Here is a 13,270-nt window from a genome sequence, read left to right as displayed (position 1 = left end):
CTCACTCGTACTCGCGCAACAAATCCTCGATGCGCCGATTGGCGACGTCCTGCCGTCCGTCGAGGCACTTCGCGTACCGGGTCAGCAGGACCTCAACGCTGTTGCCGGCGCGTTCGGCGACCTCCGTGGGGTCCACTCCTGCATTGAGCCACGTCGACAGTGCCGAGTGCCGAAGGTCGTACGGCCTACTCGCCAGCGGCGAGGCTGCGGCAGCCGGCGGGAGCGCCAGGAGACGGGCCTCTTGCCAGACCCGATAGTAGGTCGACGACGGAACGACCGAGCCCTTCTCGCTGAAGAAGAGCCGCCCGTCCTCCGCCGTGCCGAATGTGGCCAGGTGTTCGCTGAGCACCGCAACCAGGTGAGGCGGGATGGGCACGCGCCGGACGTCCTCGGTCGGCCGGTTCTTCAGCCCGCGGTCGTCGTGGGTCTCCCCCGAGTCGGTCCAGCGCTTGCCCACCGAAGGACGGGTCCGGTGGAGCACAGCCGAGCCCCAGCCCTGCCCGGGCAGGACGAGATCGGTCTCCACCAGGCCGACAGCCTCTGCAGGGCGGAGGCCACCGAAGTACATCGCCGCGAACAGCCCAACGAGACGTCGGCCGCGGGCACGACGGAAGCCGCCCACATACGAGACGGCCGCCAGGAGGGTCCGAGCCTGCTCCGGATTGGCGACAACCCGCGGATCGACCTGGTTCGAGACCTTGGGCTTCTGCCAGCGAACCGCCGTGATCGGGTTCTCCCGCAGCTCCCCCAGGTCCACCGCGTAGTTCGCGGCGTTGACGAGGGTCCGCCGTTTCCGCCGCACCGTCTCAGCAGCAGCCGCGGTCCCGTCGAGCTTGAGCTTCAGCCCGTCCAGCACCGCGCGAGCGGTCGCCGGCTCCGTGAGGTCCGCGAGCGGTCGAGACGCCTTCGACACCCACTGCAGAACGTTCAGGACCTCGTCCGGAACCTCCCGATCGCCCGGTCCAGGCAGCACGAAGGCCCAGTTACGCAGCGCCTTCCGGATTTCGAGGTCGGACGGCCGTCCCGCACGTTCCGCGAGCAGTTCCATGGTCACGCTGGTGAGGGATTCGTTGATGCCGTCTCGGGTGTTCGGCGCAGCGTGAGGCCACTTCATCGCGAGATACCGGAGGGCGAAGGCGTACCACGACAGCGGGGACTTCTTCTGCTCCATCGAGGCCGGCAGACCGGACTCCGCATCGAACTCCTCGCCGCCCCGCATGGCACTCATGAGTTTGGTCCGGTAGTGATCAGCGAGCGCTTTGGTACGGAACGAGTCCGAGAAGACGGTCCCGGCAACCGACCAGCGGACCCCGTACGAGGGCGTCTTGGTGTCCCGCTTGCGCACGCCCCAGACCTTGACGTCGAGAGACTTCACGCTGCCGCCTCCAATTCCCGCAGCCACGAGGTGAAATCACTGCGCCAGACCCGGAGCTCACCGTTGGGCAGCTTGAACGCGGCAGGCCCCTCCCCCAGTTCTCGCCAGCGGTAGAACGTTCGCCGAGAGACGCCACCCAGCTCGTTCAGGACCTGGCGTACGGTCATCAGCTCGTCGCGACGGGCATCCACGTCGGTTCTCCTTCCGTTCCAGGGGCGGGCTCGAGGGTCGCGGCGAGCCAGGCCTCGCCAGGGGTCAGGCCGGTGCCGGCGAAAACCCAGTGCGACAGCACGAGGACGGTTTCCTCGGCCTGCTCCTCCGAATCGAGTCCGAGGGCGGTGAGCGCTTCGGCTCGCCGCCATTCGGCGCGGGCGGTGCGGAGAGCGCCGAGGGTGGTGGAGTAGCGGCGAGACTTCGTGGAGAAGTGGCCGCGGAAGCCGAGCACGTGGGCCCAGGCTCGCAGCCTCAGGCCCTCCAGGTCCTTGCGGGCGCCGACCCCGACCGCAGCAGGTCAGCCCAGCAACTACCGCCGGAGCACCCAAGGCTCCCCAGCCGAGAGCGCGGAAAGCTCCATAGCCGATCGCTACCCCGAGGAACGCCGGCCGAGGAAGCGACGAGGGCCGCGGCGACAGGAGGTGGGCGACCACCCTCGGCTCGGCAGCCAGAACTGCCACTGCATCGCACAACTCTTGGCCGCATGCCGTGACTGGCTGGCTGGCTGACTGGCTGCCATGACCGATGACGTTGTTTGCCGCCTGGATCGTGCCAGCGCCGAGGACGTGTACGAGGTGCTGCGACTGTTGAGTGAGCACAACGCTGCTGGCGCGCCCATCCCGGAATCGCCGGCGGACGCGGAGGAGTGGCTGAGCCGCGTATCAGGTTCCCGGATGACTCGCTCGGCAGGAGGGCAGGGCGATCTGTCGGCAGCCGCTGCGTCGTCCGAAGTCAGCCACGACGACAGATGACGACTGTCGGCGACGCCTCTGCCCCTGTTCAGCGGTGCCGAGGACGGACTGCTTGGGCGCAGAGCGAGCACAGTCAGGGATGACCCCCTGGAGTGCAGGCAGGCTGCCCCACCTGGCCAGTGGAGGGGAGTGCCCACTTTGGCATCCGACCTGCGGAAACGATGACGAGAGGCATCGCCGCCCCCTATCATCCGTTGCACGTTACATCTGTGGGGTGGTACAGCATCCCAGACGACACATGCTCCAGGGTTCAATAACCCGGACAGCTTGTGATCAAATGGTGAAGGATATGCAGCTACGGCGTCGGGGGGGCGCCGCGCCCTGGGGAGGGCAACCTGCACAACAGGTGGGGGCAAGATCGTGAAACAGAGCCACGTGAGCAGCGCAAGACAACTCGGTACCTTTATGCGCATACCGGGTGGTCCGGGGATCGGCAAAGTCGGGGAAGTAGACGCGGGGCGCATCCGCGTTGACTACTTCGAGTCGCCGGCCGCAACGATCGCACTGTCACAATGGGTGGCGGACCACCTGGGCCAACGGGTCCTCCTGGAGCGCGAGGAGCGAATCTGGTGGCGGAGTCCGGACGGCCTATGGAACGCGGGTCGAGTGATACAGGCAGAGCCCGCACAACGCTCCTACATCGTGCGGTTCCCCAATGTGGACTACGACCTACCTGTTCGTGAGGAACATCTCTACGTGCGGTGGGATCGCCCTGTGTTGGACCCCGCAGCGGATCTGACGGTCCGCGGCGGCAGTACGACGCCGTACAGGGACGCAAGGCTCCCGATCCTTAAGAACCTCGTCCGGCAGCGTGGCGCCTGTGCTGACATGAGCACGTTTCTCTCGTCGACGGTGGAGATTTTCCCGCACCAGGTGAACGCCGCGCTCACGGTCCTCTCCGACCCTGTCCAGCGCTATCTCCTGGCTGATGAGGTCGGCCTCGGGAAGACGATCGAGGCCGGGTACGTCGTGCGTCAGATCCTCATCGACAACCCCGCTGCATGCGTGGTAGTCGTCTCGCCAGCCGCTCTTCGCCGACAGTGGCTATCCGAACTCAAGGACAAGTTCCACATTGGTGACTTCCCTGATGCGACGATCGTCGTCACCAGCCACGAGACGCCCAAAAAGTGGGCTGGCTACACGCATGCCGACCTCGTTGTGGTGGATGAGGCTCACGCACTGGTGCAGGCAGGGCCGGATGAGACGCCTTACAAGGACTTGTGCGAACTTGCGCACGCGGCCGAGCGGCTGCTGCTGCTGTCCGCCACTCCCGTGACGGCGGGCTACCTGACGAACCTCAGCCTGCTTCACTTGCTCGACCCGGAGCTCTACTCATGGGACAGACGCCATGACTTCGAGAATCGCTACCGCATGCGCGAGGAGTTGGCCAACTCGGTCTACTCCCTGGACCCGGAGTACACGTACGTCATCCGGGACAGCATCGACGAGATTCGAGCGCAGGTTCCCTCGAGTGACATCCGCCTGGCTCAACTTGCGGACGAGGTCCTCGCCCTCCTCGACGAGGACGACGAGTTGAGCAATCCCGATCAGCAGGATGAGTTCGCCCGTCGGATCACCGAGTTGCGCGCTCACATCAGTGAGACGTACCGGATCCACCGCCGAGTGATTCGCAACCGGCGTGAGGCGGTGCTACAAGAAGCCGGTGGCCCGGACGCCGAGGCACTCCCCTATGAGGTGCGCGGCCGCCAACGTCCCGAGGCCATCTACTCTCCCTCCTCAACGGTCGTAGAAGCCGGCGGCGAGTTCGTGATGTGCTGGTGGAACTCGGTGCGGGAGTATCTGGAGAACGAGGGGTTGAGCGATCGGCTCTCTCAGTACGCCATGCCCTTGGCGGTTCTCACATCGCGGGCACCCGCGCTTCCGTACGACGCCATCGACGCGCTGCGGTGGCGGGTGACGGCCAACGCCGATGCTGCCGAACGTGCGGGACTCTCACCGCGGGAGCAGGAACTGCTCTCCGGTGTGCCGGTGCTCGACTGTGAGCAGACCGTGCTCGCCGAGGCCGAGGTGGATTGGCCTGCGGGGGGCGAGCCGAGCGAGGAGAACCTGAAGCACGTTATCCGGGCGTTTCTTCCTGTGATGCGGAAGGCAAGGCGCACCGTCGTTTTCTGTGGACCCGGCCGGCTGGCTGGCGCGCTCGCAGGTCGGTTGCGCACCGACTTCCCGAAGGTAGTGATCACTGAGCACACGCGTGTCCTGGGCGCGGCCCAGGCGGCGACCGAAGTCTCTCGTTGGGCAGAGCAAACGTCCGGGCAGGCGGTACTCCTCGTCGACGACACGGCCGAAGACGGCCTGAACCTGCAGGCGGCCGACTGTGCCGTCCATCTGAGGCTTCCTTGGTCGCCCAACCAACTGGAACAGCGTCTGGGCCGCGTTGACCGCTATCCGGGGCCGGCTCTGTCTGCGGCGATGGGGCCCGCGCTTCAGTTCCGACTTGCCGACGAGAACGGCCCGGACGGCTCTTTCACAGAAGCATGGGCCGCCCTCCTCGGTGAGGGCTATGGGGTTTTCGACCGTTCTGTTTCCACCCTGCAGGACGCCATAGCCCAGTCGGTCACCAGCGTATGGACTGGTGCAGTTGAGGGCGGGCCGGAAGGGCTTGTGGCACAGCAGGGGGCCGTGGGTGCCCGGCTTGCCAAGGAACGCGACGGGATCCGCAAGATGGACCTCTTGGAGTCCATCCACGTTTCCACGCAGCGCCTGCGCAGCATTCCGGCCGCGCTGACGGAAGTCGAGCTTGACTGGCCCGAAACGCAAAAGGCACTTCTCGACTACACAGACGGCACCGGAGGAGGCATCAGGCTCCCTTCCCTCGATCGTTCCATCCAGGGATCCCCGGCTTGGCGCTTCCAGATCAACAACAGTTCCACCCATCCGCTTCTTGCTCCCCGTCATTGGAAGCGGATCAAGGATCGAATCCCGGACGACGAGATCGCTCACGCCATGTTCAACCGGTCGCGCGCATTGCGCAGCCGCGACGCACGACTGTTCCGCGTGGGCAACCCTCTGGTGGACATGCTGTCCGACGCCGTCCTCAGCGACAGCCTTGGGCAGAGTGCCGCCTTCAGGCGGATCGACCGCGGGATGCCGCCGGGGCAGGAGCCGCAACCGTACTTCGGTTTCGATTTCCTCATCGAGGCGGACACCTCTGCCGCACTGGGGCACGTCAAAGAGAGCGCGGACGCCGCAAGGGCCCTACGCCGCCAGGCGGATCGGATCTTTCCTCCTGTCATCAGACGCGTTTGGATCGAATCGGGCACGAACCGGCCCATAACGAAGGACGCTCAGGTGGCCTTCCTGAATCGTCCGTACGACAAGAGCAAGGGTGACTGCAACTACAACAGTCAGCGTGCCGCAGAGTTGTTCGAGGTGTTCGGAGGCCAGGAGCACGCGGCCACGTACGTGCGTGACGCGCAGCAAGCGGCGCTGGAGTTTCTGCACGCGCAGACGGATCTCGCGGCAGTCTGTCAGGATGCCCAGCACAGGGCGCTGGAGGTTTCCGCGGTGCTGCACTCACAGGCCCAGGCTCGGCAAGCGGCCGGCCGGTTTCTTCGCGACACCGAGAGCCTGGTCACCGACGCGGAAGTGCTGACTTCTCTCGCTGAGGGGTTGTCGCAACCCGTTGTCCGGGTCGTTGCGGCTGCCTGCCTGGTACGCCGCGGATTGGAACTGACCTACTGATGTCTGAAGACGCATGGGTGAGTGCTCAACGCCTGCTCCACGAGTGGCCCGAGGTGAAACCAGATGTGCTGGCCAAGGGCGTTCTTCGCCGTTTGGGAGACGCCCTGGCCGGGCTGCAGGACGGCGCTAGCGGCTGGCTGGACATTGTCTCGCTGACCCGGCAGCTCCTGTTGCACCACCATGCGCTCGGGCGGACGGGCCAGTTGTCCGTGCCGTTAAGAGAGGGCCTGCCCACCGCTGATCAGTGGCGACAGGGCGGTTGCAACGTGCTGGTCGACGGAAGCCGCGTCCTTCTACGAGGTATGGAATGGGCCCCGGTTGAGGGTGACGGACCGGCGCACGCAGCAGGGCTTGCACAGGTACGTGAAGCAGTCCTGGGCAAGGACTCCACTTTGCGTCGCGCCCTGGAAGCCTCGCCGGCCGACCCGTTTTGGAAGGACATCCTCGGATACGACCGCTACCTTTCCAAAGGACAGCGCCAAGCGGCCCGCTCGGTCGCCCTGATGCCGCCAGGTGAGACCCTTCTAATCTGCCTTCCTACTGGCCACGGCAAGACTCCGGTGGCACTGGCCGGTGCCATGCTGGCCGGCCGGAACAGCGGCGTGTCCTTAATGGTCGTGCCCACCGTGGTCCTGGCCATCGACATGGAACGACGTGTCCGTGAACTGCTGAGCAGGCGTGATCCTGGCGCTGTGCACAAGCGGTACGCGTATTTCGGGGAGCTGAACGAGGCCGACAAGGAGCAGATGCGATCGGACATTGCCGCAGGACGGCAAGCACTAGTCATCGCTTCTCCGGAAGCTGTGGTCGCCGGGCTCAGTAAAGCTCTTCGCGACGCCGCCCAGGACGGGCACCTCAACTACGTGATCCTGGACGAGGCACACCTCGTCGAACAGTGGGGCAACGAGTTCCGTTCAGAGTTTCAAAGTCTGGCTGCCCCACACCGGGCCTGGCGAGAGATCGCTCTCAAGGGACGTGCGCCCAGGACAGTCGCGATGAGTGCCACGCTCACCGAACAGCAGGTGACGACGCTACGAGATCTTTTCGGTTCCGGTGAGCACACCAAAGTGGTCTGGGCCTCCGAACTGCGTAGCGAGCCTGCCTACTTCTTGAACGCCTTCGACTCGGAAGAGGAGCGCTCCGCAGCGGTTCTGGAGGCTGTGGTACGCCTGCCAAAACCGATGGTGCTGTATACAACCCAGAAGAAGCACGCCACCGAGTGGGCCGAAACACTGCGCGCTGCAGGGATGCACCGGGTCGCCGTCGTACACGGAGACGTCAACGACGCTGGGCGTCGTCGCGCGCTCGAGGGCTGGTCAGGCCGCACGAGTCATGGTGCTGTCGCAACCGAGTACGACGTCGTCGTCGGCACCTCAGCCTTCGGGTTGGGCGTCGACCTCGACGATGTACGCAGTGTCGTGCACGCTTGTGTGCCCGAGACCGTGGACCGCTACTACCAGGAGGTCGGACGTGGTGGCCGCGACGGCAGTCCTTCTATTGCCTACCTGGCGTCGGCGCCTGGCGACCATGGCACAGCCCAGTCACTGAACTCGCAGAAGATCCTCATGGCAGACACCGCTTGGGGACGGTGGCGGGCGATGTTTACCAAAGGACAGCACCTCCATGCAAACAGGTACTTGCTCGACTTGACCCTGCGACCACCGCGAATGCCAGTTGGGTACGCCACGCACAAAGACTGGAACGTGCGCTTGCTCAACCTGATGGATCGCATGGGGATGATCAAGATCTTCCCTCCCACGCCTCCGGTTCGCCAGTCCGAGGAGGATCCCTCGGACTGGCAGAAGCAGATGACGGCGTTCTACGAAACTGCCCGAGACCGGATCGAGATCGAACTGGTGGAGGGGCAAACCAACGATGAGGCGTACTTCCACGACGCCTACAACCGCATCCGATCGGGTATCAAGGAGGCCCAGCAGAACTCTCTGCAGAGGATGTTGAACGTCCTGCGCAACGAGCGGTGCATTGCGGACACTTTGGCCGAGTACTACTCGATCACAGGAGCCAACGGGGGGCGTCACTACACCATGGCAGCCTGTCGCGGATGTCCTCACTGCCGGCGTCAGGGACTTGCGCCGGGAGGGGTGGCGTCCCTTTACCGCAAGCCGCTCTCGCCGGACCCAGCCGCTGTTGAGTGGCCACCACCCGCCAGTCCTTTGGCCCACCTGCACCCGCAGACCTCGCACTTCAGCATGTACTGGCAAAGCCCAGCAGAGCGCAAGGACAACGTGTTGCCCGTGCTGGTGAAACTGGCACGATCGGGTCTCTCGCACTTCGCCGGTCCTGGTGTTCGCGACGAAGTGGCCCAGCAGATACAGCAACAGGCACCCGGTCATCCGGTGCTCGTGGATCACGACGGCGGCCTTGTGGGCAGTGGCAGCACCTCCACGATCGTCTGGGTTGCTGATGACGCGGCACGGCACCTCGATGAGGATCTCCAGTACCGGGTTGAGGACGGGGAGCCTGTGTACCTTCTCCTTCCTCGGCAGATCGAGGACCCGACCAGGCCCGGGGTGCCCTTCGTGATGACGCACCCGTCGTTGAACATCCAGCAAGTGAGAAGCGAGTTCCGCTAATGGCATTGCTCAACACGCCCATGCCGTACCCCGGCGAGATCTGGGCCGTCGTACGCTTCCTGGCCTCGCAGTCCGGACCTGTGGCGTCTGAGACGCTGCGCGCCTTCCTCGAACCGCACAATCGCGATGAGAAGAAGACCACCACCGTCCATTACGCGCTTACCACACTGCGGTCACTGGGGCTCGCTGAAGAAAGCGGCGAGGGCGAGGACTGGATGTTGGCTGGCGCCCTTGCCGACCTGCGTTCGGACGACTATGCCGCCTTCCAGCGCGCACTGCGCGCCGCCGTGCTGGGCCTTCAGGGGCACCAACCGGCCGAGACCGCCGATGACCTACGGCGGGCTCTGGTGTGGAGCCTCAGCCGGGATCCGTTCTCGGAGTCCTTCAGTTGGGCCCTCGTGGACAGCCGGCACCAAAGGGACGCACCCGATGGAGACCTGGTCTTCGTGAACCCCACGCGGTGGCCACCGTTCGTGGCTTGGGCGGGAACTCTTGGGTTGGGCGCCTCGGCTCCGCACATCGCCCAACGCTATGTTCCAGACTGCACTTGCGCCGTTCGGCAGGTGCTGGAAGAGCACCTGCCGGCAGGCACTCCTACGGATGCTCTGGAAGTCTTGCGCCTACTGCGTGAACACCTTCCGGTCCTTCCAGGTGGAATTATCTCGGAAAGTTCTGGCTACGGACTGCCCGACGACCGGACTGTCGGCACGGCACTCTCTTTCGCCCTGATGCGAGGCGAACACGAGAAGTGGCTCGTCATGAGCAGCGATTCAGACGCCAAGCAGCCGATCAAGTTGCAGGACCCCGAGCGTCTGTCCATGCGTCTTTGTTCCTCCATCACCCGGCAGGAGGCCACCAATGTCTGACTTCAAGCGGTACGTCTGCTGGGACGTGGAAAACGTCATATCCACGATCCAGACGGAGGCAGTCGTCGCCTCGCCTGCCGTCTTTCTCTCCACGCACACCCCGTTGAGCATCCAGCGTTCCCGGATTACTGGCCGGTCGTTCAACAGCACCGGCGAGAACGTCACGGAAGAAGACGTTCTCGAAGATTTCCTGAACCGACGGACGAACACCAGAACGTTGCTCCTGCCAGTAGTCGGTGAGTCAGGATCTGGAAAGTCCCATCTGGTCCGCTGGGTCAGGGAGAACATCGAGCCCTCCGACGACCGCAAGATCATCTACCTCGAAAAGTCTAAGACGAGTCTGCGCCATGTGATCAACTCTCTCCTCGACGGTGTCGAGGACGAAGAGATCGAACAGATCCGCAAGGACATCCGGCACGCTACCGGAACCTTCACCGCTGCCTCGCTGGCGCGCCGCCTCATCACCCAGTTGAGCGTCGCCCTGGCGGACCTCGGCAAGGACGCTGTCGCCGGAAAGAAGCGTCAACTCGTTGGACCGCGAGGCATCTCGCTGCTTCTGCAAGATCCGCTTCTGCAGGAGCAGATGCTTGAGCCCGGCAAGTTCATTCCCCAATTCGCCCAGCACTTCTTGAACGATCGGGAGTCCGGCGAGGAGCGTCGCCCTCGCTTCTCCCTGGAAGACCTCCCCTTGAGCCCCGACGCCATCGCTGGCGACATGGCAGCCCCAACGCGGCAGATCTTCGGCATCCTCATGTCCAGGGATGAACTGCAAGTACTGGCCGTAGAGTTGCTCAACGAGCAGTGGGACAAGGCCGTTCAAGAACTCTCGGCACTGGGAGGCGGTCGTCTACTTGGTGCGATGCAGAAGGTGCGCGAGATCTACGCCCGCCAGGGTAAGGAGATCGTTCTCCTAGTGGAGGACTTCGCTCTGATCCAAGGTGTCCAGGGTGACCTGCTCGACGCGATCACTGAGACGTCTGAGCGGGAAGGGCGTGCCGTCCTCGCACCCATGCGGACTCTCATGGCGATCACCAGTGGTTATTTTCACGACCTTCCGGAAACGGCAGCCACCAGGATCGCCACCTCCACGGGAGGATTCGTCTACAACCTGGACATCGTCCTGGGAGAAGGCACGACAGGGCCAGAGGACATCGCCACATTCGTCGCGAGGTACCTCAATGCCGCTCGAGTTGGGCGTGGCGCATTGGAGAGCGCAGGCAGTGGTTCGGTTCCCAATAAGTGTGACGATTGCATGGTAAAGAGCCTTTGTCATGATTCTTTCGGTGTTTCCGCGGACGGATTCGGCCTCTACCCGTTCAACCGTCCGTCCCTGACGCGTGTCGTTCACAGCCTGGCCCCGCAGGAGAACCCGTACGCCTTCGTACCGCGCAACGTTCTGGGCAGCGGAGTCATCCCGATCCTGACCGACGCGTACGGCACCATCAGGAAGGGTGAGTTCCCCAGCACCTTCTTCCAGGAGAACTACAAATCCGTCAGAGGCATCGACCAGGCATTGCCCAACGGCGTCAGCGAAGATATTGATACGCACGATCCCTTGAACGCCAAGCGCCGACGGACGGCGCTGGAGTTCTGGGCCGACGCGCCGACTGAGTTGGTGAATCTGCGGCAGGGCATCAGTGAGGCGTTTTCCCTGCCCGACCTGGCTATTGACGGCCTGCACGAAAAGCAGCACATTTCTCCAACGAAATCCGATCGCCCCATCCCGCAGAAGGAGCGGAGCACTCCTACGTCGCCACCTCAAAAGGAGCCATCCTCCGCTCTGCAGAGAAGGCTTCAAGTGGTGGAAGACTGGGCCGCCACTGGTTCTCGCCTCACCACGGACGAGGCAAAAATAATTCGCACCATCATTTCGAAATCGGTCACTTACCGGGAGGATTGGCTGACGCCTCCGGTCAAGCCGGTTAGCCTCGCTGACACCGAAAAGGCCGGATGGTATACGAAGAACGTCAAATCCAACCAAGTCTCAATCGAGGATGCGAGCTCAGAGGCGATGAGTGCGGGGGCGCCCATCGTCCTCAAGCGCAACCCTGCCACTGGCGAGTTCTTTAAGAGCCTCTTGCGCCTGTCCGCGGACGCGGTAGATGAGGTGCGCGGGAAGGACATCGTTCGTCTCGCTAGCATCGCTGACGCGGCCAGGCCCGCTATGCGAGAGCGCGTTGCGCACAGCCTGGAACGCACCGACAAGGACTTGATCGCTGGGCTGCGTGCTTCTCTGCTCGGCGCTGCGCTGGCCGGACGTGTCGTTCCCGGTATGCCGATCGGCACGTTGTACGCGGCAGTGTTCGACGTCGGGAACGAGTGGGTGCGGCCGGACGTGTCGTCGCGCACTGAGGCCTGGAAGGAGCGACTCGATGCGCACATGCAGCATCGCAGCAGTCTGGTGGAGTCGTTGCTGAGTTCCCTGGGCATTGGACAGGGCACGGGAGCGGTCCACGTCGTCGATGCTGCCCGTGCTCTTCCTCTCGTGAAGGAGGCAGCGGCGGAGTGGGACTTGTCGGCCGTGGAGCTTCCGCAATGGGTCAAGGCCGCGGGCCAGCCTCTGCGTGCAGGGTGGCAATCCGTAGTGCGCGGTCAACTCCAGGCACTGCGTACGCTCTTCGGCGAGATCCGAGAGCGCTTCCCCAAAACGAGCGGCTCCGGTGAGCGCCTCGTCCAGCAGGTGTCCACGGCCCTACAGATGGCAAAGGCAGAGGGCATCACGGGCCCTCTGGAGCGTGAGTTGGAGAGTCGGGCTGCAGCGGTCGCGGAAGCCGACTGGAACACGCTGTCCATGCTGGAGAAAGACCTGTCTCGGGTCGACGACAACCTCCAGGATTCCTCAGCCGAAAGCCTCCTGGCTGTGGCGGCCTCGATTCGGTCACCGCACCTGCGGGAGATGTGCGACTACCTCACGGTTGCCGACTCCTTGCTGGACACGGCTCTGACTGCGGCGCGGATGCAGACCCAGAACGCGGTCAGCGACGCCGCGGAGCAGTTGGCGGGCCTGTTGGGAGAATGGAAGCAGGCCGTGGATAACGCCAGTACGCACGCGGAGGCAGGCAAGTGAGCAGCGTTACGGTTCTGGAGAAGGCTCAGGAATTGCAGAACACGGTCCGCAGCATCTCCGAAAGCCAAAAGGAGCGGGACGACCAGGAGCGGGTGCTGCGGCGTATCAATGAGGTGCGTGTAGCGTTGCAGGCTGCGATGGTCCAGCAGCAGACCGCTGTTGTGCTGCGTGAGCGCACCGGTCAGGTTCTGGATGTCTGGGGGTTCGAGGCTGCACGGGCCAAGCTTGAGTCGAAGTCGCGCGGTGGTCTGCCCAGCGACCCGACTTTCGTCAATGCCAGGCGCGCCTTGGAGGTATTCGCCAACGAGCTGAGTACGTCACTCAGGCAACTCTGGAAGGCATGGGCCATCGCGCAGATCCAAGAGGTCTCTTCGGCTCGGTTCGTCACCCTTGGCCCCGACGAGCGGCTGGAAGCAAACGAACTCTACGAGTCGATGAAGACCAAGGCGAATCGCGCGAAGGTCGATAGTGCCAGCATCCTCACATTCTGTAGCGATCGCGACGCACTGCTGAGGCTCCTTGAGCACGCACCAGACGATGCCCCAGAAGAGCTCCTCGAGCTCATCAACCGGCTCGACGCAGGCGGGGTCACCCTTCGAGAGCTCACCGACACGGACATCGTGCTGCTGCGAAACTATGATCAGGACCGCTGGTTCACCGTCACTCGGAAGGCGGACTGACGGCCTGTGGCATCAACGACA

Annotated in this window: 8 protein-coding genes and 1 pseudogene; 6 read left to right on the top strand and 3 right to left on the bottom strand. The window is 64.0% G+C overall.

The window, feature by feature from the left end; genetic code table 11:
• Position 1 precedes the first annotated feature (1 nt).
• The 3 genes and pseudogenes from K7862_RS18425 to K7862_RS18415 all read right to left on the bottom strand — a co-directional run.
• Complete coding sequence (locus K7862_RS18425; protein ID WP_222963770.1) at positions 2 to 1,375, bottom strand: tyrosine-type recombinase/integrase; 1,374 nt, start codon at positions 1,373 to 1,375, stop codon at positions 2 to 4.
• Complete coding sequence (locus K7862_RS18420; protein ID WP_222963831.1) at positions 1,372 to 1,542, bottom strand: helix-turn-helix transcriptional regulator; 171 nt, start codon at positions 1,540 to 1,542, stop codon at positions 1,372 to 1,374. The genes K7862_RS18425 and K7862_RS18420 overlap by 4 nt, the downstream gene beginning before the upstream one ends.
• A pseudogene (locus tag K7862_RS18415) lies at positions 1,542 to 1,880 on the bottom strand (replication initiator); the annotation flags it as partial. The gene K7862_RS18420 and the pseudogene K7862_RS18415, both read right to left, overlap by 1 nt.
• Before the next feature lie 226 nt (positions 1,881 to 2,106).
• On the opposite strand from K7862_RS18415, the gene K7862_RS18410 reads away from it, so the two are divergent.
• The 6 genes from K7862_RS18410 to K7862_RS18385 all read left to right on the top strand — a co-directional run bounded on the left by K7862_RS18410 (position 2,107) and on the right by K7862_RS18385 (position 13,249).
• Entirely contained in the window at positions 2,107 to 2,340 is a 234-nt protein-coding gene (locus tag K7862_RS18410; RefSeq protein ID WP_222963768.1) for a hypothetical protein, read from the top strand.
• Between the two features lie 405 nt (positions 2,341 to 2,745).
• Positions 2,746 to 6,042 carry a protein DpdE gene (gene dpdE, locus K7862_RS18405; RefSeq protein ID WP_262413393.1) on the top strand — a complete coding sequence of 1,099 codons (3,297 nt, stop codon included), beginning with the start codon at positions 2,746 to 2,748 and terminating at the stop codon, positions 6,040 to 6,042.
• Positions 6,042 to 8,636, top strand: coding sequence for a protein DpdF (gene dpdF / locus K7862_RS18400; RefSeq protein WP_222963764.1), 2,595 nt, complete (start codon positions 6,042 to 6,044; stop codon positions 8,634 to 8,636). The genes dpdE and dpdF overlap by 1 nt, the downstream gene beginning before the upstream one ends.
• Positions 8,636 to 9,502: a protein DpdG gene (dpdG, locus tag K7862_RS18395; RefSeq protein ID WP_222963762.1), complete on the top strand. Its 867-nt coding sequence runs from the start codon at positions 8,636 to 8,638 to the stop codon at positions 9,500 to 9,502. Before dpdF ends, dpdG begins: the two co-directional genes overlap by 1 nt.
• Positions 9,495 to 12,569 (top strand): protein DpdH, encoded by a 3,075-nt coding sequence (gene dpdH / locus K7862_RS18390; protein WP_222963760.1) that lies wholly within the window; start codon positions 9,495 to 9,497, stop codon positions 12,567 to 12,569. The genes dpdG and dpdH overlap by 8 nt, the downstream gene beginning before the upstream one ends.
• The gene (locus K7862_RS18385; protein ID WP_222963758.1) at positions 12,566 to 13,249 is read left to right on the top strand and encodes a hypothetical protein; all 684 of its coding nucleotides are present in this window, start codon (positions 12,566 to 12,568) and stop codon (positions 13,247 to 13,249) included. Before dpdH ends, K7862_RS18385 begins: the two co-directional genes overlap by 4 nt.
• Positions 13,250 to 13,270 lie beyond the last annotated feature (21 nt).

Origin of the sequence: Actinacidiphila acidipaludis (genome assembly GCF_019890725.1) — a bacterium.
In the GTDB taxonomy this organism is placed as follows: domain Bacteria; phylum Actinomycetota; class Actinomycetes; order Streptomycetales; family Streptomycetaceae; genus Actinacidiphila; species Actinacidiphila acidipaludis.
This window is presented reverse-complemented; position numbering and strand designations above follow the sequence as displayed.